This is a genomic window from Mycobacterium sp. DL440, from assembly GCF_011745145.1.
GTDB lineage: Bacteria > Actinomycetota > Actinomycetes > Mycobacteriales > Mycobacteriaceae > Mycobacterium.
In genome coordinates, this window is sequence record NZ_CP050191.1 from 315,901 (window position 1) to 337,713 (window position 21,813).

Here is a 21,813-nt window from a genome sequence, read left to right on the forward strand (position 1 = left end):
GTGCGGCCTTCCTGGTCGTCTAGTTCGATGTCTTCAGGGTTGCCGACAGATAACCAGAATCCCCGGCGAGATCGGCGAACTCCTCGGGAAGGGTGAAACCGTTCGCTTCGTAGGCCGCCTGGGTGGACCGTACCGTCACATCCCACCCCTGCGTGGTGAGGTGGTCCCGCGCCGGAACGCGATCACCTGAATAGAACAAGTCCATCAGGTCCACATCGGATCCGACCTTCTTGGACCACTGGCTGACTCGCTGGGCCCAGTTCTGGGTCAGCTCGGCGGGGTCCATGTGCTCGGTGGCCAGCCGGCTGCCCGGGGCGCTGAGTGCGGTGATGTTGTCGAGCAACCGGTCCTGGGCTTCCGGCGGCAGGTAGATCAGCAGACCCTCGGCGATCCAGGCGGTCGGAGCTTGAGGGTCGAACCCGTTGGCGCGCAAGGCCGCCGGCCAGTCATCGCGCAGATCGATGGGTACGGCGTGGAGCTCGGCGGCCGGCGTGGCCCCGAGTCCGGTCAGGGTGTGGGACTTGAATTCCAGCACTGCGGGCTGGTCCACCTCGAACACCACGCTGCCGGCCGGCCAGTCCAGCCGGTAGCTGCGGGTGTCCAGCCCGGAGGCAAGGATGACCGCCTGGCGGATCCCGTCCCCGACTGCGGTGGTGAAGAAGTCGTCAAAAAATCGCGTGCGCACGGCGATCTGCTCGCACATCCGTTGCCGGTCGAGCATCGGGTCACCGTCCACGCACACCTCGCCGTCGGCGAGCCGGATGCTGTGCTCCAGGCCTACCGCGCGCACCAGCGCGTCGGCGAACGGATCGTTGATGAGGGGGTCGGGTTGCTTGGTGGCCAGGGCGCGGGAAGCCGCGACTCCGGTCGCGGTGGCCCCGACGCTGGTGGCCAGATCCCAGGTGTCGCCTTCGGTGCGTGTCATGGTGCTCCTAGTCTCGTATCGCGATGACAGCTTGCGAGTTACGTTGCGGCGCAGCGGCGTCTCCGGTGGGGAACTCGCGGCCGTAGTCGGCGAACAGCTCGGGCCGAGTCTGTGCCGTCACTGACCATCCGCTGCCGGACAGATACTCGACGACCGAGTTGCGCTCGCCGTCATACCAGAGGTTGGCCAGGTCGAGGTCCAGGCCGTGTTGACGCCACTGCTCGCTCATCGCGTTGCCGCGCTCGCGCAGGTTCGCCGCGATGTCGGGATGGAACTCGGTGGCCAGCCGGCTGCCCGGAGCGCTGAGCGCGGTGATGTTGTCGAACAACCGGTCCTGGGCATCAGGCGGCAGATAGGCCAGCAGTCCCTCGGCGCTCCACGCGCTCGGCGCCGTCGGATCGAAGCCGGCCGCTCGCAGCGCTGCCGGCCAGTCGTCGCGCAGATCGACGGCCACGGTGCGGCGTTCGGCCGTGGGGGTGGCCCCGATCTGCGTCATGGTGGCGGTCTTCGCGCCGATCACCTCGGGCTGGTCGATCTCGTAGACCACCGTGCCGTCCGGCCACGGCAGCCGGTACGCGCGGGAATCCAGGCCGGACGCCAGGATGACGGCCTGCCGGATGCCGGCCTCGCCCGCCACGGTAAAGAAGTCGTCGAAGAACTTCGTCCGCACCGCCATGATCCCGATCATCAACTCGGCGCCGGCCGCCAAATCACCGTCGAGGGCGATCTCACCGTCGACGAGCTTGGTGAAGAACTCCACCCCGACCGCGCGCACCAGGTTCGCGGCATACGGGTCGTTGATCAGCGGCTCGGGTTCGGCACTGGCGATCGCGCGAGCCGCGGCGACCATGGTCGCTGTCGCGCCCACGCTGGAGGCCAGATCCCAGCTGTCGGCATCAGACCGTGCCATCGCTCGCCTACCTCACTTCTCAGCGCTGATGTAGAGCACCGATGCCGCGTGGGCCTCATCCTCGACCGGAGGCAGGCCTGTGCGGACGAGCAGATCGTTGGACGAGATGCCGGTCGTCTTCCAGGAATGTCCTTCCAGATACGTTGTCACGTCGGCGCGGTCGCCGAGGAAGATCAGCTCGTTGAGGTCCATGTCCAGGCCGTGCGCGCGCCAACGGTCGGTGAACTCCTGCATCTTGGCCCGGATCGTCTCTTCGTCGTTGGACTCGGTGGCGGGCACACCTTCGACACCGAGGCGACTGCCGGGCGCGCTGAGCGCAGTGACCTGATCGAGCAAACGGTCCTGGGCATCACCGGGCAGGTAACCCAGCAATCCCTCGGCGATCCACGCCGTCGGCACCGACGGGTCGAAGCCGGCCTCGGCCAGCGCCGAGGGCCAGTCGAATCGCAGGTCGATGGCCACCGTGCGGCGGTCGGTCGTCGGCACCGCGCCCAGGCCCGCCAGGGTGGCGCTCTTGAACTCGATCACCTCGGGCTGGTCGACCTCGTAGACGACAGTGCCGTCCGGCCACGGCAGCCGGTAGGCGCGCGAGTCCAGGCCGGCCGCCAGGATGACCACCTGCCGGATACCGGTGCGGCACGCGTTGAGGAAGAAATCGTCGAAGAAGCGGGTGCGCGCGGCCATGCCGTTCGCGAAACGGATCAAGCCGGTGGCCCCCTCCTCGTCGAGTCCTTCGGTGGTGAAGTTCTCGTCGGCGAGTTGGGAGAAGAAGTCCATCCCGACGGCCCGCACGAGGGGAGCGGCGAAGGGGTCGTCGATCACCGGGTCATCGGAGTTGGTGGCCATCGCGCGCGCTGCCGCCACCATCGTCGCCGTGGCACCCACGCTGGAGGCGAGATCCCACGAGTCGTCAGCAGTCCGCGCCATGAATTCCCCTTTGTTCAGTGAAAATCAACCTGTTAGTTAGGTGATGTAATGAGCTGCCGCCGACTGTACGCTCCGATTCTGAAGACAGGCTCTGCTCCGCGACTGGGCCGAACCTGGGACCGATCGAGGAGGACGGCGGGTGCATGCAGGGGTCCTATCCGACGCAACTGTTACTCTCGTAGACTGATTTGACGACTGAGTCCGCAGGCTGCGCGCTTGCAGGGCGGTTGTATACGACTTGACCATCGACGCTGGCTCCACCAGCCCCATTGGCACGCCGCGCTTAAAGGTCGGCTGCGCAGGAGGAAGAGTGCTTTCGGCTTTCATCTCATCGCTGCGGACGGCCGACCTCAGACGCAAGATCCTTTTCACGTTGGGCTTGGTGATCCTGTACCGGGCCGGCGCGTCGATCCCGTCTCCGGGGGTTAACTACCCGAACGTCCAGAAGTGCATCGAGCAGGTCAGCGGCGGAGATTCGGCGCAGATCTACTCGTTGATCAACCTGTTCTCAGGTGGCGCACTGCTACAGCTGACGGTCTTCGCGGTGGGCGTCATGCCCTACATCACCGCCAGCATCATCGTTCAGCTGCTCGTCGTGGTGATCCCGCGTTTCGAGCAGCTGCAGAAGGAGGGCCAGGCCGGTCAGGCCAAGATGACGCAGTACACGCGTTATCTGTCGATCGCGCTGGCCGTCCTGCAGGCCACCAGCATCGTGGCGCTCGCCGCCAACGGCGGCCTGCTGCAGGGCTGCAGCCTCGACATCATCCAGGACAGCTCCATCTTCGGCCTGATCGTCATCGTGCTGGTGCTGACCGCAGGCGCGGCGCTGGTGATGTGGATGGGCGAGCTGATCACCGAGCGCGGTATCGGCAACGGCATGTCCCTGCTGATCTTCGCTGGCATCGCGGCCCGGATCCCGTCCGAAGGCCAGACCATCCTGGAGAGCCGCGGCGGGCTGGTGTTCACCGCTGTGGTCGCCGCGACTCTGGCCATCATCGTGGGCGTGGTGTTCGTCGAGCAGGGCCAGCGCCGCATCCCGGTCCAGTACGCCAAGCGCATGGTGGGCCGCAAGATGTACGGCGGCACCTCCACGTACCTGCCCCTCAAGGTGAACCAGGCCGGCGTCATCCCGGTGATCTTCGCGTCGTCGCTGATCTACATCCCGCACCTGATCACGCAGCTGATTCAGAGCGGCAGCTCCAACCCGGGCTCCGGATGGTGGGACAAGTTTGTCGCCGACTATCTGACGAATCCCGCCGACCCCGTTTACATCGCGCTCTACTTCGGCCTGATCATCTTCTTCACGTACTTCTACGTGTCGATCACCTTCAACCCCGACGAGCGCGCCGATGAGATGAAGAAGTTCGGCGGATTCATCCCGGGCATCCGGCCCGGCAAGCCGACCGCGGACTACCTGCGGTACGTGCTCAGCCGGATCACCCTGCCCGGCTCGATCTACCTGGGTGTGATTGCTGTTCTGCCCAACCTGTTCCTGCAGATCGGGAACACGGGCTCGGTACAGAATCTGCCTTTCGGCGGTACCGCGGTTCTCATCATGATCGGTGTCGGCTTGGATACCGTCAAACAGATCGAGAGCCAGCTGATGCAACGTAACTACGAAGGGTTCCTGAAGTGAGAGTCGTTCTACTCGGACCGCCCGGGGCGGGCAAAGGCACGCAGGCGGAAAAGCTGTCCGAGAAGCTCGGCATCCCGCAAATCTCGACCGGGGACCTTTTCCGCAAGAACATCGGCGATGGCACACCGCTCGGTCTGGAGGCCAAGCGCTACCTGGACGCCGGCGATCTGGTGCCGGCCGAGCTGACGAACCGCCTCGTCGAGGACCGTATCGATCAGGCAGATGCCGCCGACGGATTCATTCTCGACGGGTATCCGCGGTCGGTCGAGCAGGCCGGGGCGCTCAAGGACATGCTTGCCGCACGTAACCACAAGCTCGACGCGGTGGTGGAGTTCCAGGTGTCCGAGGATGAGCTGCTGACCCGGCTCAAGGGCCGTGGCCGCGCCGACGACACCGACGAGGTCATCCGCAACCGCATGAAGGTCTACCGCGACGAGACCGAGCCGCTGCTGCAGTACTACCGCGACGACCTGAAGACCGTGGATGCGGTGGGCGCCCTCGATGAGGTGTTCGCCCGCGCATTGCACGCACTGGGTAAGTGATCAGGTTGCCGGGGTTGCGCAGGCGCAAGGTCGTTGCGCAGCGCAGCGCCGGAGAGTTGGACGCGATGGCCGTGGCCGGGGCGCTCGTCGCCTCGGCGCTGCGGGCCGTTCGGGCGGCCGCCGCCCCCGGCGTGACCACACTCGAACTGGATCGGATCGCCGAATCCGTCATCCGTGACGGTGGCGGCACCCCGTCGTTCCTCGGCTACCACGGATTCCCGGCCAGTATCTGCGCATCGGTTAATGATCGTGTGGTGCACGGCATTCCGACCGCGGACGAAGTATTGGCCGCCGGCGATCTGGTGTCCATCGACTGCGGCGCGATTGTCGACGGTTGGCACGGCGACTCGGCCGTCACCTTCGGCGTCGGCGCGATCATCGCCGCCGACGAAGCCCTTTCTGCCGCAACCAAATCGGCCATGGAGGCCGGCATCGCCGCGATGCTGCCCGGAAACCGGCTGACCGACGTCTCGCACGCGATCGAGGTCGAGACCCATGCCGCCGAGGCCCGCCACGACCGCAAGTACGGGATCGTCGACGGCTACGGCGGCCACGGCATCGGCCGACAAATGCACATGGACCCGTTCCTGCCCAACGAAGGTTCGCCCGGGCGTGGTCCGTACCTGGAGCCTGGCTCGGTACTCGCGATCGAACCCATGCTCACCTTGGGCACCACCGAGACTTTGATCCTCGACGACGAGTGGACCGTCGTCACCGCCGACGGGACCCGCGCGGCGCACTGGGAGCACACCGTCGCCGTGACCGAAGACGGGCCCCGAATCCTCACTCAGTAATTAACGCCAGCAATCAATACTCGAATCGCACGCAGGTGCTGGTGTCAGCCCGCGCGCAAAGGTAGTAATTGAACCGGATCGCCTCCAACGTCGTATCACAGACGGAGGTACAGAAGTGGATGATCCGGAGGCCGCCATGATGCGGGTGCTCTACGACGAGCATGCTGCCGCTCTATGGCGCTACGCCCTGCGACTCACGGGTGACCGTGCCCGGGCCGAGGACGTGGTGCAGGAAACGCTGCTGCGTGCATGGCGTCATCCTGACGTGACCGCCGACACCGACCGATCGGCACGGGCATGGTTGTTTACGGTGGCGCGAAACATGATCATTGATGAACGCCGGAGTGCCCGTTTTCGGAACGAAACCGGGGTCTCCGACCCCGAACAGGTGGCAGATCATTCCAAGGCTGCCATCACCCCCGACCAAGTGGACAACGCGTTGGATCGAATCCTCCTGAGCACGGCATTGAGCCAACTTTCCGACGAACACCGGGCAGTGGTCCGCCGGGCGTACTACCAGGGCTGGACCACCGGGCAGATCGCCGATGATCTGCACATACCCGAGGGCACCGTGAAATCACGGCTGCACTATGCGGTACGTGCGTTGAGACTGAATTTGCAGGAGATGGGGGTGACACGATGACACAGTTCGGTGTGCCGCACGTTCCTGATCCGCCTGCGCTCGACAAGTACCGGACCTGGGATGCGGCCTATGTGCTGGGTTCGTTGGAAAGCAGCGAGCGACGCGAGTACGAGGCTCATCTGGAGGGCTGTGCGCAGTGCCGTTCCGCGGTGGCCGAGTTGACCGGTATGCCCGCTCTGCTGGCCATGCTCGAGCTCGACGACGTGCTTGCGCTCGAATCCGAACAGCCCGATCCGCCGCTGCGGCCCGAGGTGCTGCAGTCCGTGCTGGCCAGGGTCAGCTGGGGCCGGCGTCGTTCGCGCTGGGTGACCACGGCCGCCGTGGGCGTGGCCGCTGCCCTGCTGGCGCTGGGTGTGGTGGTCGGCGTTCGCCCCGAGGTGTTCGGCCTGCACAGCGGCTCCGAGCAGGAGAGCGCGCAGATGCTGGCGATGTCGAAGATGTCCGATACGCCGATCAACGCCAGCATCGCGATGACCGGTTACTCCTGGGGTACCCGCATCGACATGGCCTGCAGCTACGGGAGCTGGGGCAAACAGGACGCACCCCCGCAGAACCTCGGCATGGTGGTGATCGGCCGGGACGGCAGTCGCAACGAGGTCGCGACATGGCTCGGGTTGTCCGGCGCCACCGCGCTGCCCAGCGGCAACACCCAGATGCCGATGGCGGATATCGCTGCGGTGCAACTGGTTACGTCCCCCGAAGGCAAGGTGCTGCTCGAGAAGCAGCTCTGAGTCCCGTCACTTCTTCGCCGAAACCGCATTCCGGCAGATGACTACTCGCACTTCTCCGGCTGGAATGCGGTTTCGGCGAAGTTAGTCCGCGTGACCGGCATCTTTGTGGGCGCTCAGCAGGAAGCCGGACATCACGAGGTGGCCGGCACCGTCGCGCTCGACTCCGGGCGCTGATGCCGGACCGCCGGTGTCGTTGCCGTACAGCTTGGCCGGGCGGACGTCGTCCACGGTCCAATGCGTGGCGACGGTGTCGCGCAATTCCTCGGCGGTGAAGCCGTTGGGTCCGGTAGCGCCATCGGCGAAAGGCCTTGTCGCAAAGGCCAGGATGTAGAGCCGTGCATCCGGTGCCGATGCCCGGTGGATGGCCTGTATGTAGGCCTCGCGTCCGTCGATCGGTAGCGCGTGTAGCAGGCCGCTGTCGAGCACGGTGTTGAACCTGCCGTCGTAACCGGTGAAGGCGGTCATGTCGGCCTGCGCGAAACTCGCTGTGGTCAAACCACGTTGGGCTGCGCTGGCGGCCGCCGCTGCGATCGCCGTCGGGCTGGCATCCAGCCCGACAACGGTGTAGCCCTGCTCCGCCAGTGTCAGCGAGAGTGCGGCATGCCCGCACCCGGAGTCGAGAACCTCGCCGTGCACCTTGCCTTCCTCGATGAGTCGGGCAAGCTCGGGCTGCGGGGTGCCGATGCTCCACGGCGGTGGCGTTTCCTGACGATAGGCGTCGTCCCAATCCATGCCCTCCACTATGCCCAGTTCGGCGCCGAAACCGCATTCCGGCAGGTGGGTACTCGCACTTCTCCTGCCGGAATGCGGTTTCGGCGGGTTGATTGAACCGAACCTCGCCACCGGTCGTGTCACTGGCAGCGCACGGAAGTAGGTGACACATGGTCAAGGCGCACAGGGTGGTGGACCACATCGTCGGCTGTCTGGCGGCGAAGGGGATCTCGCACATCTTCGGCGTGGACGGTGCCAACATCGAGGACGTCTACGACGCGGCGTACTTCCGTGACGACATCACCGCGGTGCTGGCGAAACACGAATTCTCCGCTGCCACAATGGCAGATGGATACAGCCGCAGCGGCGCCGGGATCGGCGTGGTGGCGGCGACCTCTGGTGGCGGCTGCCTGAATACCGTGCCCGGCCTGGCCGAATCGCTGGCCAGTCGCGTTCCGGTGCTGGCCCTGATCGGCCAGGCACCGACAACACTCGACGGCCGCGGCGCCTTCCAGGACACCAGCGGGGACAACGGGAGCCTGGACGCGCATGCCCTTTTCTCGGCGGTCTCGGTGTACTGCCGCAGGGTGCTCACGCCCGCCGACATCCTCACCGCGCTTCCGGATGCGTTGGCCGCCGCACGCACCGGTGGACCCGCGGTGTTGTTGCTGCCCAAGAATATTCAGCAGGCGGAACTGGCGGAAGCCCGCGTGACCGATGGCCGTGGTAACCGGCGGGCCGGGGGCAACGGGTCCGGGCCAGAGGCGCGGCGCCATCCCGATCTTGCCGGGCTCGAGCAGGCACTGCGCCGCGTGGACCGCCCGATCACGATCATCGCCGGTGAGCAGGTCGCCCGCGACGACGCCCGCGCCGAACTGGAACGTCTGCGGGCCACGCTGCGTGCGCAGGTGGCCACGGTGCCCGACGCCAAAGACGTGGCGGGTACCCCGGGACTCGGCTCGTCCTCCGCGTTGGGGGTGGCCGGTGTGATGGGTCACCCCGGGGTGTCCGTTGCCGCAGCTCAGAGCGCGATGTGCCTGCTGGTCGGAACCCGCATGACGGTGACTGCGCGGGCGGGTCTCGACGAGGTACTGGGCAAGGTGGCGACCTACTCGATCGGCTCGCAGGTGCCATACCCGGCGTGCACGCACGTCCACTCCGACGACCTGCGCCAGTCGCTGACGCACCTGGCCCGGGCGCTGTCAGGTCCAGGCCGGCCGGTCCAGGTGCGCGTGCCGGATCTGGTGCCGCGCACCGAACTGAGGCCGCCCGCCTATCACGGTCCGGGAATCCGGTACCGCGACGCGATGGCGGCTCTCGACGCGGCCCTCACCGACGGCACCGACATCGTCGTCGACGCCGGCAACGTGGGAGCCTCGGCGATCCACTACCTGCCCGCCCGGCGTGACGGACGCTTCATGGTGGCGCTCGGCATGGGCGGCATGGGCTACAGCTTCGGCGCAGGGATCGGGATGACGTTTCACCGGGCCGCGGCGGGCGCCGCCCGGCGCACCGTGGTGATTGCCGGTGACGGCTCATTCTTCATGCACGGCATGGAGATTCACACAGCCATGCAGTACCGGCTGCCGATCACCTTCGTACTGTTCGACAATCATGCACACGCCATGTGCGTCACCCGCGAGCAGCTGTTCTATGAGGACCGTTACTCATACAACAGGTTCGGTCCGAGCCGACTCGGTACCGGTCTGGCTGCGATGTTTCCGGGTCTCACCGCCTACGACGTCACCGACGTCCGCCAACTGTCCCAAGCGCTGGGCATGGCCCTGGACAACGACGGACCTTCGGTGCTCAGCATCGAATGTTCGGCCGACGAAATACCGCCTTTCGCAGCGTTTCTCGCCACCGAGAGCGCCCCTTCCAATGCAGAGGAGAACAGATCTCATGTCGCTGCCCGCGCTTGAAGACATCACGGTTCACCGGGGCACCCGTACCCCGATGGACGGCCTCATCCGGATCGAGACCTCGCCCAAGGAGCAGGCCACTCCGATCATCATGGACATGATGCGGTCGGTCTACCCGCACGACCAGGTGTTCGGTCAGTACTGCACGGTCAACGACTACATCGAGTGCCCACCCGACGAGTTGTTCGACTACCTGTCCGACACCCGCTGCCTGGAGGAGTGGACCTACAGCCTGCGTGGATTCACCCCGACGGAGCAGCCCGGGCTGTGGCTGGCGCATGACCGGCTCGGCGCCGGGCCGTCGGGGCCGGGAAGCGCGATCTACACCCGTACCGTGGCGAACCGTGACGCCCTGACCGTCGACTATCACTGCGCCTGGGACCAGGGCAAGCACCTGTGGATGATCTATCTGATGCGCATCGTCGACGCACAGGTGGTCTTCGACAAGCCGGGTTCGGTTGTGCTGTGGACGAATTGCCATCACCCGTTCTACGACGAGAACCCCTACCCGGGGACCGCGCCCCCGGCGCGACCGGTCTGGGTGGGGGACTTCTGGGACATGTTCGGTCCCGGCCACCTGTTGGAATTGCGAAACCTCAAGGCAATCGCCGAATACCGGCACCGCAACGGCCTGCCGATCACCCCGGCCTGGATGAAGTGAGGTCCGGTGATGACCGAGAAAACCCCCATCAGCCTCATCGATGTGTCGACGTACCTGCCCGGTGACCCGATCAGTGCCGACTACTACGCGGGGTTCGCCGAAACCGACGAGCTGGCCGAGAATGTGATGTTCCGGGCGCCGCGGTTCCGTCATCACGTCGGGCCCGACGAAACCGCGATCGACATGGTGGAGCGCGCCGCCGCCGGGTTGATCGAACGGCACGGTGCCGACGTCATCACGGGTGCCGATGTGTTGATCACCCACACCCAGCTGCCCGACATGCCGTTCTACGGTGGCGGCGGCGGCATGGCGCACCGGCTGGGCATGAAGCCCAACTGGGTGATCGACCTGCACAACGGCGGCTGTGCCGCGTTCGTGCTGGGGCTCAAAGTAGCCCGCACCCTGTTGAATTCGGGGGAGGGCCGGACCGCGGTGATCGCCATCGCCCAGAACTCCGCAGGCCAGGTGTTCGATCAGGAGACCATCCGGCGTAAGGCGCAGGCGGCGGTCCCCGGCGACGGGGCCGCGGTCGGGGTGGTGACGCTGTCCGACCAGTCACCGATCCTCGACATCGAATGCCGCACCTACGGGGAGTACGCCGGGGATATGACAGTCGTCATGGACCCGCCGCGCAAATGGTGGCAGGCCGGCCCGGGGGAGGCCAGCATCGGGTTCACCGAGAGCAAGATCACCAAGGTGCTGGCCCGGGGCAACCGACAGGTTCCCGAGGTGTGCTATGCCGTCTGCGACCGGATTGGGGTGCAGCCCAAGGACATCGACCTGTTGGTGACCAATCAGCCCAACCGCGTGTTCCTGCGCAACTGGCGTGAGGCATTGGAGTTGCCGCCCGAGCGCCACCTCGACACTTTTGACGACTGCGGAAACCTTTTCGCCGCAGGCATTCCCGTTAATCTCGACTGGGCCGTCACCGACGGGCGGGTGAAGGCCGGCGACACCGTGCTGATGGCCGCCTTCGCCCACGCCGGTGACTTCGCCGGGGCCGCCGCCGTGCGGTGGGGCGGCCGCGACGACTCGAGGAACGTGTGATGGTGGCCCCGCGTACGGCCCTGCTCGACGCCGTCGGCGCGCTGCCGCAGGCGGTCAACCCGTTGGCGCTGTCGCTCAACGAATGCCCTTTTCCGCCATTGCCCGCGGTGCGTTCGGCATTGCGGGCGTGCGATGAGGCCGCCAACCGGTATCCGGAGTTCCTGCCGCAGCGGTTGCGTTCGCTGATCGCCGATCACGACGGGATCGCCGAGGAGCAGGTGATCGTCGGTGCCGGTGCGACCGGGGTCATCATGCAGGTGCTGCATGCGGTGACCAGTCCCGGCGACACCATGCTGATGGCGACACCCACCTTCGACGGCTATCCGATCTTCGCCCAGATGGCACGGTTGCGGACGGTCACCGTTCCGCTCGACGAACACGGCCGGCACGATCTCGACGCGATGGCCGAGGCCGCGAGCCAAGCCAGGGTGGTGGCGGTCTGCCGGCCGCACAACCCGACGGGCACCATCGAACCGGCCGTCGAGATCGAGCGATTCCTGACCCGGCTACCCGCGGACACCGTCGTTCTGCTGGATGAGGCGTACGTGGAGTTCCTGGCCGCCGCGCAGCGCATCGACGGACCGAGCCTGGTCGCCCGGTTCGGCAATGTCGTGGTGGTGCGCACCTTTTCGAAGGCCTACGGCCTGGCCGGGCTGCGGATCGGCTATGGGTTCTGCGCCCCCGATCTCGCACACGAGCTGTGGCGGATGCAGTTGCCGTTCGGGATCGGGCTCAGCGCCCAGGTGGCGGTCGCGGCTTCCTACGCTGCGGAAAGTCAACTGCGCCAGCGTATCCGGATGATCGCCTCGGAAAGGCGCTATCTGCAGATGCGGTTGCGGGCGCTCGGCGTCTACAGCGCCGACGGGCAGGCCAACTTTCTGTTCCTGCCCGGCCGGAACAGGCCGTGGCCGGAGGTGTTCGACGGTACCGGACTGCAATTGCGTCACTACACCGACGGCGGCGTGCGGATGACCATCGGATCACGGCAGTCCACCCGGGCAGTGTTGAGTGCGGTGACGGCTGCCGCCTGAACCACAGATTGCCCGGAGAATGCGCGGGGCGTGCGTGGTGATGCGGTAAGAAGAGGCGTGACCTCGCCACCAGACAAGCGTGACCCGATTGCGCAGGCCCGCGCGAACTGGGAGGCCGCCGGATGGGGTGAGGTGGCCGGCGGCATGGTCGCGGTGACGTCGGTGATGCGGGCCCATCAGATCCTGCTGGCCCGGGTGGAGACCGCGTTGCGGCCATACGACCTGAGCTTCTCGCGGTTCGAACTGCTGCGCTTGCTGTCCTTCAGCCGTGCCGGCGCGCTGCCGATCACCAAGGCTTCGGATCGCCTTCAGGTGCACGTCACCAGCGTCACGCACGCAATCCGGCGTCTGGAAGCCAACGGCCTGGTGGAACGCGTCCCGCACCCCACCGATGGGCGCACCACGCTGGTGCGCATCACCGAACTCGGGCGATCGACGGTCGAAGACGCCACGGTGACCTTGAACGAGCAGGTGTTCGCCGACGTCGGGATGTCGGAGGAGCAGTCACGAGCTCTGGTCGCGTCGATCGAGACCCTGCGCCGACACTCTGGTGATTTCTGACGCCGGTTTCTGGCCCACGCGCCTGACCCCCACTACCGTTGAACGCAATTGAGGGGAGTGCGGATGAACGCCAAGCGGGTGGGCGCGGCGCTCGGCGCCGTCGCTGTCGTGTTGATGGCTGCCTGCAGTACCACGACCACCGGGGTGGCCACCGCCCCCGATGACGTCACGCCGTTCACGGCGACGTCCAAGGCGCCCAAGCGAACTCCCGCCAAGAGCCCCAAACCGACTGCCGGGTCACCGCGTGGTTCGGCGGGGTTGCCGCCGGAAGCGTTCGCCGAGGTCCGCGCCGCGGGCATCCAGGGTTCGGACAATGCCATCGGGGATCAGTTGATGATGGCCTGCATCATGGGCGGCGGCAGCTTCAACAAGTCCAAGCAGGATGTCGTCAACGTGCTGACCCAGATGGGCAGCAAGCTCCCACCCGACGCGCTCATGACGATCGTGAATGTGGCACTCAAGTACGAGTGCCCCGAACTGGCCGGGAAACTCGGCGGTTAATCCAGCTAGTCCGCGAACTGGAGGCTGAGGAACTCCGGCGCCTTGATCACCCGGCGCAGCATGAAGCGGATGAACGCGGGCATGTCCTTGGCCTTGTCGTCGCGGTACACCTCGGGCGCGGTCAGCCGGTAGGTACGGCGCCGCGCTTCCAGTTCGCACCCGCCGGCGGCCAGCACATTGCGCACCCAGTCGGCCTGTGAGCCATAGGTCAGGGCGATGACGTAGCCGTGCTGTCGCCGGAACGCCCACAACGGCGTCCGGAAAGTCCGGCCGGACTTGCGGCCCCGGTGGATGACCACCGCCCATCCCGGCGCCCATGGGGCGATGAACCGGGTGAGCTTGTTCAGGCCGACTTTGTTGGCATGTGCGACCCATCGCGGAGCGGGCATCGGATAACTCCTCATTTGTGGAATTAATGATTCCGAGCGTAATCCCGGTCCCGGCAGGAAGTCAACGACTGTAGAATTCTGGAACTATGCCGCCACGTGGACGACGCCCGGGACAACCCGGAACCCGCGATGAGCTGGTGGCCACCGCGCGGCGGATGTTCGCCGAGGGGGGCTACGACAAGACCTCACTGCGCGACGTCGCGGCGGCAGCGGGGGTGGACCCGGCCCTGATCCGGCACTACTTCGGCAGTAAGGCCGACCTGTTCCGCGCCGCTGTCGGCTGGCCGTTCGACCCCGAACAGTTCAGCGGACGGCTGTTCGACGACGGACCTGCCGGCCTGGCCGAACGACTGACCGAGGCCTTCTTCGAGTTCTGGGAACATCCCGACACCCGCGCGCCCCTGTTGGCGATCCTGCGCGGCGCGGCCACCCATGAGGAATCTGCGGCCCTGGTCCGTCAGTTCATCGAGCAACGGCTGTACCCGCAGATCGCCAGCGCCCTGGGCGGCGCCGACGCCGAACTGCGGGTGGACCTGGCCATGGGCCAACTGTTGGGCATCGCCTATCTGCGCCACATCCTGCGAATCGAGCCGATCGCATCGCAATCGACCGAGGAGCTGATCGCCCGCGCCGTGCCGGCGGTCCGGGCCCACCTCCAGGGAAGCTGAGGACTCGGCCTCCTATGTGATCGCGGACGGCAACGGGATGGATGCGGTCACCGTGGTGCCGGCGCCCGGCCTCGACCGGATGTGCAGCCGGCCGCCGACGATCTCGGCCCGCTCGGCCATCGACAACAACCCGTAGCCGCCCATCTCGTCACTGCCCAACGGATGCTCGAAGGTGTCGAATCCCTTTCCGTCATCGACGATTTCGAGCCGGGCCACACCGTCGTCAACCGAGAAGGTGAGCCGGGCCCGGTCCGCCTCGGCGTGTTTGACCACGTTCTGCAGGCATTCCTGCGCGATGCGGTACAGCGCCAGCTCGATGTGGTCTGGCACCCGGGTCTCGGCGAGGTCGACGTCGATCGGGATCCGCGGGATCGAGCGGGCCAGGCTGGCCAGCCCGCCCGACAGGCCGAGATCGTCGAGCACCGGCGGGCGCAGCCCGCTGATCGCGGCCCTGGCCTCCTGCAGCGTCATCGCGACCAGTTCGCGTGCGGCCGCCAGCTGTTCGGCCACCGCCTGCGGGTCGACCGCGCGGGCCGCGGCGTCGAGCCGGTACGACAGCGTCACCAACCGCTGCGAGATGCCGTCGTGAATGTCACCGGCCAACCGGCGCCGCTCGATCTCCTGAGCCTGGATCACCTGCTCGACGAAATTCTCGTGCGCCCGTTCGCGCGCCACCAGCTGGCGGTGCAGGCGGGCCTGGTGCAACGCACCGGCGATGAGCCGGCCGATCACCAACAGCAACTCCACGTCGCGCGGTGTGAATTCACGGCGGTCCACGGTATGCACGTTGAGCACCCCGACCAGCCCGCCCGGCCCGGTCTCCATCGGGACCGACACCATCGAGGTGAAGTCACGCCCGCGCAGCGACTCGAAGGGCATGTAGCGGGGATCGGATTCCTTGTCGTGGCTGATCACCACGGGCTGACGGTGGCTGGCCACCCAACCCGAGATGCCCTGCCCGAGCGGGAGCCGGATCTTGCCGATCTCGGCGTCGAACGGAGGGGTGGCCCCGGCCAGCGTGAGGGCTCGCTCAGAATCGTCGAGCACGTGCACGAAGCACACATCGGTGGCGGTCGACGCAGTGATCATCCGGGCCGCCGCAGCGGCCAACGGCTCCACGCCCGGGCCACTCGACGCAGCGCGGATGAGCTCACGCAACAGCGCCAGTTCCCCTTCGGCGGTCAGCTCGATGGGGCCCGGCTCGGGGGTCCAGTCGCGCTCCGGCTTCTCTGGCTTTGCACTCATTGATAGATGCCCTCCCGCAGTGCGGTGGCCACCGCGCCGGCCCGGTCACTGACCCCCAGCTTGCGGTAGATGGCGCGCAGGTGGGTCTTCACGGTCTCCTCGCCGATCACCAGTTTGTTGGCGATCCCGCGGTTGGACAGGCCCGCGACCACAAAGGACAAGATCTCGCTCTCGCGCTGGGTCAGGCCCTGCCTGACACCGGGCCAGAACTCGTCGCGTTGCAGGCGGGCGGCGGTACCAGCTGCCCGTGCCGCCATCCCCGGATCGATCGCGGTCTGCCCGCTGTGGGCGAATTCGAGCTGACGTACCAGCTCGTCACTGCTGATGCTCTTGAGCAGATACCCGGACGCACCCACCCGTAGCGCCTGGAACAGGTATTGCTCATCGTCGTAGACCGACAGCATGACCACCTTGCGGCCCGGATCGCGTTCCCGCAGCACCCGGCACAGATCGAGCCCGCTGGAGCCCTCCATGCGCACGTCACACAGCACGATGTCGGGGTCCAGTGTCTCGATGACGCTCAGGGCCCGCTCGGCGCCCACGGCCTGGCCGACCACCTCGACCCGGTCGTTGAACGCAGCGAGCATGGCCTTGAGACCCTCGATGACCATTTCGTGATCGTCGACCAGCACAAGGCGCACTGGATTGGAGGGCGCCATGGCATCACCCTAAGGGTGGTTCCGGCATTACGAGGGCAGGGCAGATGAACACCAACTCCCTCAATCCCCCGTAGGGGGGACGCGCGACCGATGTGACGTGGGCCACTATCATGGGGTGACGTCAACACAAGAGAAGTCATGGCGGGCCGGGCGGTTCTGGTGGGACTGTTCGCAGCCTGATATGAGCGCCCATCCGCTGCGTGCGGTGATCCTGGACCTCGATGCGCTGTCGGATATCGACCTCGACGGCCATCGCGTCGTCTTCAACGCGGCCTTCGCCGCGCACGGTCTGCCCATCGAATGGGGTGTTGCGCGTTATCAGCAGCTGCTCGCGCTGCACGACGAGCGCCAGCGGGTCACCGCTGAGCTGCGCAAGCGGTGCGTGGGGCCCGACTGCGATGTGCTCACCGAAGTGCTCGCCGATGAGATCTGCATGACCAAGGACATGATGTTCGACGAGATGATCCTCGACGCCGGCCTGACGCCGCGGCCGGGTCTGGAGGATCTGATGAACGACGCGTTCCTGGCCGGGCTGCCGGTCGGGGTGGTAGCCGCAGGTCGTCGGCGCTGGGCCGAACCCCTGGTGCGCCAGCTGGTCGGGGAGGGCCTGGTGGAAACCGTCGTCACCACCGATGACGTGAGCGCACCCGGAGCCGAGCTGTACCGGCACGCCATGGCCGAGCTGGGCGTGGCAGGCCACGACGCATTGGCCATGGTGGGCTCGGCCGCGGGCCTGCGTGCCGCCAACACCGCCGGGATGGCCGGCGTGTTGATCGACCCCGACGCCGGTGCGGTTTCACCCGATGCGGTCGCGGTGCGGCCCGACTTCGCCGGCGCCGATGCGCTGCGCTTGCCGGCATGTCAGCGCCTGCACACTCAGTGGTGGGCGCAGCGCAGTCCTTCGGCTGCGTAGATTTTTCGCGCTGTCCGCCGCCGCGTTCGTAACCTGGTGGCGGCCAAACGCGAATTTCGCCGCCACCCGGTTACAAACGCGAGGAGGAATCAGTCGCGCAGCGTCTCGATGACCGCGCTGAAGTCCTTGCCCGCATTCGACTCAGCGAATTTCGCGTAGATCTCGGCCGCATGCGTGCCCAGCGGGGCCGACGACCCGGTGGATTCCACCGCCGCCATCGCCAGGCCGAGGTCCTTGTTCATCAGCGCGGTGGCGAACCCCGGCTTGAAATCGTTGTTGGCCGGGGAGGTCGGAACCGGGCCGGGCACCGGGCAATTCGTGTGAACGGCCCAGCAATTGCCGGTCGCGCCGGTGATCACGTCGAACAGTGCCTGCTTGTCCAGGCCGAGATGCTCGGCCAGCACGAACGCCTCGCCGACGGCGATCTGCTGCACGGCCAGCACCATGTTGTTGCACACCTTGGCGGCCTGGCCGGCACCGGTGGTGCCGCAGTGAATGATCTTGCCCGCCATGGGTTCCAGCACGGCGCGGCCACGCTCGACCGCTTCGTCTTCACCGCCGACCATGAACGCCAGCGTGCCGGCCACCGCGCCCTTGACCCCACCGGACACCGGGGCGTCGAGCTGGGCGAAGCCGTGCTCGAGGGCGACCTTGTGCACCTCACGGGCGTCGTCGACCGAGATCGTCGAGCTGTCGATGAACAGGGCCCCCGCGGCGGCCGCGGGCAGCACCTCGGCGTAACAGCTCTTCACCAACGCGCCGTTGGGCAGCATGGTGATCACCACGTCGGCACCGGTGACCGCCTCGCCGCCGGTATCGAACATGTTGACGCCGTGGGCCTTTGCCGCCTCCTGCGCGGCGGGAACCGGGTCGAAGCCGCGCACGGTGTGCCCGGCCGTCACCAGGTTGGCGGCCATCGGCCCGCCCATGTGGCCCAGCCCCAAGAACGCGATCGTGCTCACTCAAGTCTCCCTATCCGGTGGCGCGGGTCCGAGTCGATTCCGCTCGACCGATCACCACGCGCATGATTTCGTTGGTGCCCTCAAGGATGCGGTGCACCCGCAGATCCCGGACGATTTTCTCCAGACCGTACTCACGCAGATAGCCGTAGCCGCCGTGCAACTGCAGTGCCTGATCGGCAATGTCATAGCAGGTGTCGGTGACATACCGCTTGGCCATCGCGCACAACGTCACCTTGTCGGGGTGGTTGGCGTCCAGTGCAGACGCCGCTCGCCACAACATGTTTCGGGACGTCTCCAGGCCTGTGGCCATGTCGGCGAGCGTGAACCGAATGGTCGGCTCGTCGAGCAGGGCACCGCCGAAGGCCTTGCGGTCGGCCAGGTAGCTCAGCGTCTTGTCGTAGGCGGCCTGCGCGCCGCCCAGCGAGCAGGCGGCGATATTGATCCGCCCGCCGTTCAGACCGTTCATCGCGATCCCGAACCCGGTGCCCTCGGTGCCACCGAGCAGGGCCTCGGCCGGAACCCGAACCCCCTCGAAGATCACCTGGGCGGTGGGCTGGGCGTTCCAGCCCATCTTCTGTTCCTGCGCACCGAAACTCAGCCCCGGAGCATCCTTTTCGACCACGAACGCCGAGATGCCCTTCGGGCCTTCGGCGCCGGTTCTGGCCATCACTACATACACATCGGAGCTGCCGGCCCCGGAGATGAACTGTTTGACGCCGTCGAGCACCCAGTCGTCACCATCGCGCACTGCCCTGGTCCGCAATGCGGCCGCGTCCGAACCGGCACCCGGTTCGGTCAGGCAGTAGCTGGCGATGGCTTCCATCGAGGCCAGCCTCGGCACCCAGGTCTTGCGTTGCTCCTCGGTGCCGAAGCTGTCCACCATCCACGTGCACATGTTGTGGATGGACAGGAACGCCGCCAGGGTCGGGTCAGCGGCGGCGAGCTGTTCGAAGATGCGCACTGCATCCAGTCGGCGCAGCCCGCTGCCACCGGCGTCCTCACCGCAGTAGATGGCGCCCATGCCGAGTTCGGCCGCCTCGCGCAGTACGTCGGTGGGGAAGTGATGGGTCTCGTCCCATTCCAACGCGTATGGCGCGATGCGTTTTTCGGCGAACGCAGCCGCCGTGTCGGTGATGACACGGTCGTCCTCGCTCAGGCTGTACGGGTCGTGCACGTTCACCGTCTGTTCTTCTCCTCGTGCCAGCGATCGTCAGCTACTTGAACGTCGGGATGACGAACTCGGCGCCGTCCTTGATGCCAGAGGGCCACCGCTCGGTGACGGTCTTGACCTTGGTGTAGAACTGGATCGACGCCGTCCCATACTGGTTCAGGTCGCCGAAGCCGGACCGCTTCCAGCCGCCGAAGCTGTGGTAGGACACCGGAACCGGGATCGGCACGTTGACGCCCACCATGCCGACCTGGACCCGCGAGACGAAGTCACGCGCGGTGTCGCCGTCACGGGTGAACACCGCCACGCCGTTGCCGTACTCGTGTTCCGACGGCAGCCGGAGGGCCTCCTCGTAGTCATGCGCGCGCACGATGCACAGCACCGGGCCGAAGATCTCGTCGGTGTAGATCGACATGTCGGAGGTGACATGGTCGAACAGGGTGGGTCCGATGAAGTAGCCCTTGGAGAGGTCGGCGTCACCGAAGGTCAGATCGTTGGCGGCGCGTTCACGGCCGTCGACCACGAGTTCGGCACCAGACTCCACTCCCTGGGCGATGTAGCTCTTGGCGCGTTCGAGGGCGGCGCCGGTGACCATCGGGCCGTAGTCGGCTTTGGGGTCCAGGCTATGCCCGACCCGCAGCTCGTTGATGCGCTCGACCAGCCTGTTGCGCAGTCGGTTCGCGGTTTCCTCGCCGACCGGGACCGCAACGCTGATCGCCATGCAGCGCTCGCCGGCGCTGCCGTAGCCGGCGCCGATGAGCGCGTCGACGGCCTGGTCCAGATCGGCGTCAGGCATCACGATCATGTGGTTCTTGGCGCCACCGAAGCACTGCGCCCGCTTGCCGTTGGCCGCCGCACCCGAATAGATGTACTGCGCGATGTCCGAGCTGCCGACGAAGCCAATGGCCTTGATGTCCGGATGCTCGATGATGGCGTCGACGGACTCCTTGTCGCCGTTGACCACCTGCAGCACGCCCGGGGGCAGTCCGGCCTCGATGAACAGCTCGGCCAGCCGCAGCGGAACCGAGGGATCCCGCTCGGAAGGCTTGAGGATCAGTGCATTTCCACAAGCCAGCGCCGGGCCGGCCTTCCACAGCGGGATCATCGCCGGGAAGTTGAACGGGGTGATGCCGGCGACCACGCCCAGGGGCTGGCGGATCGAGTACACATCGATGCCGGTGCCTGCGCCCTCGGTGAACTCGCCCTTGAGCAGGTGGGGGACGCCGACCGCGAACTCGATGACCTCGATGCCGCGCTGGATGTCGCCGAGCGAGTCGGCGACGGTCTTGCCGTGTTCGATGGAGAGCAGCTCGGCCAGTTCATCGGCGTTCTGATTCACCAGTTCGATGAACTTCATCAGCACCCGGGCGCGACGCTGCGGGTTGTAGGCAGCCCATTCTTTCTGGGCCTCGACGGCGCCGGCGACGGCGGTGTCGACATCGGCGGCCGTGGCCAGGGCCACCTGCGCCTGCACCTCGCCGGTGCTGGGATTGAGCACATCGGCGGTACGGGTCGACCCGGCAGTGGTGCGCTGGCCGTTGATGAAGTGGGGAATCTGTGTAGTCATGGCGTTCCGTCCAGGATTGTGCGCAGTAGTGGCAACTCGGGGCTTACCCGAGATACTTGCATATCCTAGTAATTGGCCGGAGCCTTTGGCAAGGGTTGTGCAACCGACCCGCCCGATACCGACGAGATGCGGCGATATCTTCGGGCCGTCTACCGTCAGGTCGGTTTGCTTCCCTGACTCTTCTGTTGCTGCCAGCGATCCAGCAGGGTGGGGATCTCGGCCATCAGAAACGCGTAGAAGTCGCGCATCTGAGTCAGTCGGTGGTGAGCCGGGCCGTTGTCGTCGGTGGCGGTGATCCCGGCGTCGGCGGCCGCTTGCATGGCCGCGATCGTCTCGTTCTGGCTGGTGAACAGAACCGCCCACGCGTCGTCACGTAACCGGAAGTGATCGCGCCGGCTTGTTGGGGCGGGCACCCGCTCGGCCAGGCCGACAGACGTCAGCATCTTCAGCGAACCCGAGATCGACCCGGCGCTGGCGTGCAGGGTGTCGGCCAACTCGGCCATCGTGACGCTGGGTTGTTCGGAGAACAGCAGGGTGGCGAGCACGCGTGCGGGCATCCGCTGCATGCCGTGACTGCTGAGTACCAAGGCCAACTGCTCGGCTCCATGCTGCAGATCTGTGGACTTCGGCACCGTGAATCCCCCTTGCCAAGAATGATCTTCAATTATTTCTGAAAGTTTAGTACAGTCGTGGCTGGTGT

General features: G+C 66.5%; 24 protein-coding genes. 13 read left to right on the plus strand and 11 right to left on the minus strand.

All coding sequences use genetic code 11. The features are described from left to right. Window positions 1–19: 19 nt before the first annotated feature. From HBE63_RS01545 to HBE63_RS01555, 3 genes are read right to left on the minus strand one after another with little or no spacing between them, the layout of a single operon-like run. Window positions 20–925 carry a class I SAM-dependent methyltransferase gene (locus tag HBE63_RS01545; RefSeq protein ID WP_166902676.1) on the minus strand — a complete coding sequence of 302 codons (906 nt, stop codon included), beginning with the start codon at window positions 923–925 and terminating at the stop codon, window positions 20–22. A gap of 7 nt (window positions 926–932) precedes the next feature. Next, complete coding sequence (locus HBE63_RS01550) at window positions 933–1,835, minus strand: class I SAM-dependent methyltransferase (RefSeq protein ID WP_166902678.1); 903 nt, start codon at window positions 1,833–1,835, stop codon at window positions 933–935. 12 nt (window positions 1,836–1,847) lie between these two features. Next, entirely contained in the window at window positions 1,848–2,762 is a 915-nt protein-coding gene (locus HBE63_RS01555) for a class I SAM-dependent methyltransferase (protein WP_166902679.1), read from the minus strand. A 310-nt stretch (window positions 2,763–3,072) separates the two neighbouring features. On the opposite strand from HBE63_RS01555, the gene secY reads away from it, so the two are divergent. The 5 genes from secY (at window position 3,073) to HBE63_RS01580 (ending at window position 7,108) form a co-directional block, all read left to right on the plus strand. Further along, window positions 3,073–4,398 (plus strand): preprotein translocase subunit SecY, encoded by a 1,326-nt coding sequence (gene secY, locus HBE63_RS01560; protein ID WP_166902681.1) that lies wholly within the window; start codon window positions 3,073–3,075, stop codon window positions 4,396–4,398. Next, entirely contained in the window at window positions 4,395–4,940 is a 546-nt protein-coding gene (locus HBE63_RS01565; RefSeq protein ID WP_166902683.1) for an adenylate kinase, read from the plus strand. Before secY ends, HBE63_RS01565 begins: the two co-directional genes overlap by 4 nt. Further along, window positions 4,937–5,734, plus strand: coding sequence for a type I methionyl aminopeptidase (gene map / locus HBE63_RS01570; protein ID WP_166902685.1), 798 nt, complete (start codon window positions 4,937–4,939; stop codon window positions 5,732–5,734). The genes HBE63_RS01565 and map overlap by 4 nt, the downstream gene beginning before the upstream one ends. A gap of 115 nt (window positions 5,735–5,849) precedes the next feature. Beyond that, the gene (locus HBE63_RS01575) at window positions 5,850–6,377 is read left to right on the plus strand and encodes a sigma-70 family RNA polymerase sigma factor (RefSeq protein WP_166902687.1); all 528 of its coding nucleotides are present in this window, start codon (window positions 5,850–5,852) and stop codon (window positions 6,375–6,377) included. Then, window positions 6,374–7,108, plus strand: a complete 735-nt coding sequence (locus tag HBE63_RS01580) for an anti-sigma factor (RefSeq protein ID WP_166902689.1) — start codon at window positions 6,374–6,376, stop codon at window positions 7,106–7,108. The genes HBE63_RS01575 and HBE63_RS01580 overlap by 4 nt, the downstream gene beginning before the upstream one ends. Before the next feature lie 81 nt (window positions 7,109–7,189). Here the strand turns inward: HBE63_RS01580 and HBE63_RS01585 are convergent, their stop codons facing one another. Further along, window positions 7,190–7,840, minus strand: a complete 651-nt coding sequence (locus tag HBE63_RS01585; protein ID WP_166902691.1) for a class I SAM-dependent methyltransferase — start codon at window positions 7,838–7,840, stop codon at window positions 7,190–7,192. Window positions 7,841–7,989: 149 nt separating this feature from the next. Between HBE63_RS01585 and HBE63_RS01590 the strand changes: the two genes are divergently transcribed. The 6 genes from HBE63_RS01590 to HBE63_RS01615 all read left to right on the plus strand — a co-directional run bounded on the left by HBE63_RS01590 (window position 7,990) and on the right by HBE63_RS01615 (window position 13,542). Continuing rightward, window positions 7,990–9,741, plus strand: a complete 1,752-nt coding sequence (locus tag HBE63_RS01590) for a thiamine pyrophosphate-binding protein (protein ID WP_166902693.1) — start codon at window positions 7,990–7,992, stop codon at window positions 9,739–9,741. Continuing rightward, window positions 9,722–10,402, plus strand: coding sequence for an SRPBCC family protein (locus tag HBE63_RS01595; protein ID WP_166902695.1), 681 nt, complete (start codon window positions 9,722–9,724; stop codon window positions 10,400–10,402). Before HBE63_RS01590 ends, HBE63_RS01595 begins: the two co-directional genes overlap by 20 nt. Window positions 10,403–10,411: 9 nt before the next feature. Then, a complete protein-coding gene (locus tag HBE63_RS01600) occupies window positions 10,412–11,449 on the plus strand; it encodes a 3-oxoacyl-ACP synthase III family protein (protein ID WP_166902697.1) in 1,038 nt (345 codons plus the stop codon). Next, a complete protein-coding gene (locus HBE63_RS01605; protein WP_166902699.1) occupies window positions 11,449–12,480 on the plus strand; it encodes a histidinol-phosphate transaminase in 1,032 nt (343 codons plus the stop codon). Before HBE63_RS01600 ends, HBE63_RS01605 begins: the two co-directional genes overlap by 1 nt. Window positions 12,481–12,537: 57 nt before the next feature. Next, complete coding sequence (locus tag HBE63_RS01610; protein WP_166902700.1) at window positions 12,538–13,041, plus strand: MarR family winged helix-turn-helix transcriptional regulator; 504 nt, start codon at window positions 12,538–12,540, stop codon at window positions 13,039–13,041. Between the two features lie 63 nt (window positions 13,042–13,104). After that, window positions 13,105–13,542 (plus strand): hypothetical protein, encoded by a 438-nt coding sequence (locus HBE63_RS01615; protein WP_166902702.1) that lies wholly within the window; start codon window positions 13,105–13,107, stop codon window positions 13,540–13,542. A gap of 5 nt (window positions 13,543–13,547) precedes the next feature. On the opposite strand, the gene HBE63_RS01620 is transcribed toward HBE63_RS01615, so the two are convergent. Further along, window positions 13,548–13,931 carry a nitroreductase family deazaflavin-dependent oxidoreductase gene (locus HBE63_RS01620; protein WP_166902704.1) on the minus strand — a complete coding sequence of 128 codons (384 nt, stop codon included), beginning with the start codon at window positions 13,929–13,931 and terminating at the stop codon, window positions 13,548–13,550. A gap of 86 nt (window positions 13,932–14,017) precedes the next feature. Between HBE63_RS01620 and HBE63_RS01625 the strand changes: the two genes are divergently transcribed. After that, window positions 14,018–14,599, plus strand: a complete 582-nt coding sequence (locus tag HBE63_RS01625) for a TetR/AcrR family transcriptional regulator (protein ID WP_166902706.1) — start codon at window positions 14,018–14,020, stop codon at window positions 14,597–14,599. 12 nt (window positions 14,600–14,611) lie between these two features. Here HBE63_RS01625 and HBE63_RS01630 read toward each other — a convergent pair whose 3' ends face one another. Further along, window positions 14,612–15,844 carry a GAF domain-containing sensor histidine kinase gene (locus HBE63_RS01630; protein ID WP_166902708.1) on the minus strand — a complete coding sequence of 411 codons (1,233 nt, stop codon included), beginning with the start codon at window positions 15,842–15,844 and terminating at the stop codon, window positions 14,612–14,614. Beyond that, a complete protein-coding gene (locus tag HBE63_RS01635) occupies window positions 15,841–16,503 on the minus strand; it encodes a response regulator transcription factor (protein ID WP_166902710.1) in 663 nt (220 codons plus the stop codon). The genes HBE63_RS01630 and HBE63_RS01635 overlap by 4 nt, the downstream gene beginning before the upstream one ends. 115 nt (window positions 16,504–16,618) lie before the next feature. Here HBE63_RS01635 and HBE63_RS01640 point away from each other — a divergent pair, with 115 nt between their 5' ends. After that, window positions 16,619–17,416 (plus strand): HAD family hydrolase, encoded by a 798-nt coding sequence (locus HBE63_RS01640; RefSeq protein WP_208301278.1) that lies wholly within the window; start codon window positions 16,619–16,621, stop codon window positions 17,414–17,416. Window positions 17,417–17,505: 89 nt separating this feature from the next. Here HBE63_RS01640 and mmsB read toward each other — a convergent pair whose 3' ends face one another. The 4 genes from mmsB to HBE63_RS01660 all read right to left on the minus strand — a co-directional run bounded on the left by mmsB (window position 17,506) and on the right by HBE63_RS01660 (window position 21,727). Further along, a complete protein-coding gene (gene mmsB / locus HBE63_RS01645) occupies window positions 17,506–18,378 on the minus strand; it encodes a 3-hydroxyisobutyrate dehydrogenase (protein WP_166902712.1) in 873 nt (290 codons plus the stop codon). 10 nt (window positions 18,379–18,388) lie between these two features. After that, entirely contained in the window at window positions 18,389–19,534 is a 1,146-nt protein-coding gene (locus HBE63_RS01650; protein ID WP_371815071.1) for an isobutyryl-CoA dehydrogenase, read from the minus strand. 58 nt (window positions 19,535–19,592) lie between these two features. Further along, window positions 19,593–21,113 carry a CoA-acylating methylmalonate-semialdehyde dehydrogenase gene (locus HBE63_RS01655; RefSeq protein ID WP_166902714.1) on the minus strand — a complete coding sequence of 507 codons (1,521 nt, stop codon included), beginning with the start codon at window positions 21,111–21,113 and terminating at the stop codon, window positions 19,593–19,595. 155 nt (window positions 21,114–21,268) lie between these two features. Continuing rightward, window positions 21,269–21,727 carry a GbsR/MarR family transcriptional regulator gene (locus HBE63_RS01660; RefSeq protein ID WP_208301390.1) on the minus strand — a complete coding sequence of 153 codons (459 nt, stop codon included), beginning with the start codon at window positions 21,725–21,727 and terminating at the stop codon, window positions 21,269–21,271. Between the last annotated feature and the right edge of the window lie 86 nt (window positions 21,728–21,813).

Excerpts from the sequence above, each read along its gene's own strand:
- HBE63_RS01545 (WP_166902676.1), bottom strand. The coding sequence starts at position 925 with ATGACACGCACCGAAGGCGACACCTGGGATCTGGCCACCAGCGTCGGG.
- HBE63_RS01550 (WP_166902678.1), bottom strand. The coding sequence starts at position 1,835 with ATGGCACGGTCTGATGCCGACAGCTGGGATCTGGCCTCCAGCGTGGGC.
- HBE63_RS01555 (WP_166902679.1), bottom strand. The coding sequence starts at position 2,762 with ATGGCGCGGACTGCTGACGACTCGTGGGATCTCGCCTCCAGCGTGGGT.
- HBE63_RS01580 (WP_166902689.1), top strand. The coding sequence starts at position 6,374 with ATGACACAGTTCGGTGTGCCGCACGTTCCTGATCCGCCTGCGCTCGAC.
- HBE63_RS01585 (WP_166902691.1), bottom strand. The coding sequence starts at position 7,840 with ATGGATTGGGACGACGCCTATCGTCAGGAAACGCCACCGCCGTGGAGC.
- HBE63_RS01590 (WP_166902693.1), top strand. The coding sequence starts at position 7,990 with ATGGTCAAGGCGCACAGGGTGGTGGACCACATCGTCGGCTGTCTGGCG.
- HBE63_RS01595 (WP_166902695.1), top strand. The coding sequence starts at position 9,722 with ATGTCGCTGCCCGCGCTTGAAGACATCACGGTTCACCGGGGCACCCGT.
- HBE63_RS01600 (WP_166902697.1), top strand. The coding sequence starts at position 10,412 with ATGACCGAGAAAACCCCCATCAGCCTCATCGATGTGTCGACGTACCTG.
- HBE63_RS01605 (WP_166902699.1), top strand. The coding sequence starts at position 11,449 with ATGGTGGCCCCGCGTACGGCCCTGCTCGACGCCGTCGGCGCGCTGCCG.
- HBE63_RS01615 (WP_166902702.1), top strand. The coding sequence starts at position 13,105 with ATGAACGCCAAGCGGGTGGGCGCGGCGCTCGGCGCCGTCGCTGTCGTG.
- HBE63_RS01620 (WP_166902704.1), bottom strand. The coding sequence starts at position 13,931 with ATGCCCGCTCCGCGATGGGTCGCACATGCCAACAAAGTCGGCCTGAAC.
- HBE63_RS01625 (WP_166902706.1), top strand. The coding sequence starts at position 14,018 with ATGCCGCCACGTGGACGACGCCCGGGACAACCCGGAACCCGCGATGAG.
- HBE63_RS01630 (WP_166902708.1), bottom strand. The coding sequence starts at position 15,844 with ATGAGTGCAAAGCCAGAGAAGCCGGAGCGCGACTGGACCCCCGAGCCG.
- HBE63_RS01635 (WP_166902710.1), bottom strand. The coding sequence starts at position 16,503 with ATGGCGCCCTCCAATCCAGTGCGCCTTGTGCTGGTCGACGATCACGAA.
- HBE63_RS01655 (WP_166902714.1), bottom strand. The coding sequence starts at position 21,113 with ATGACTACACAGATTCCCCACTTCATCAACGGCCAGCGCACCACTGCC.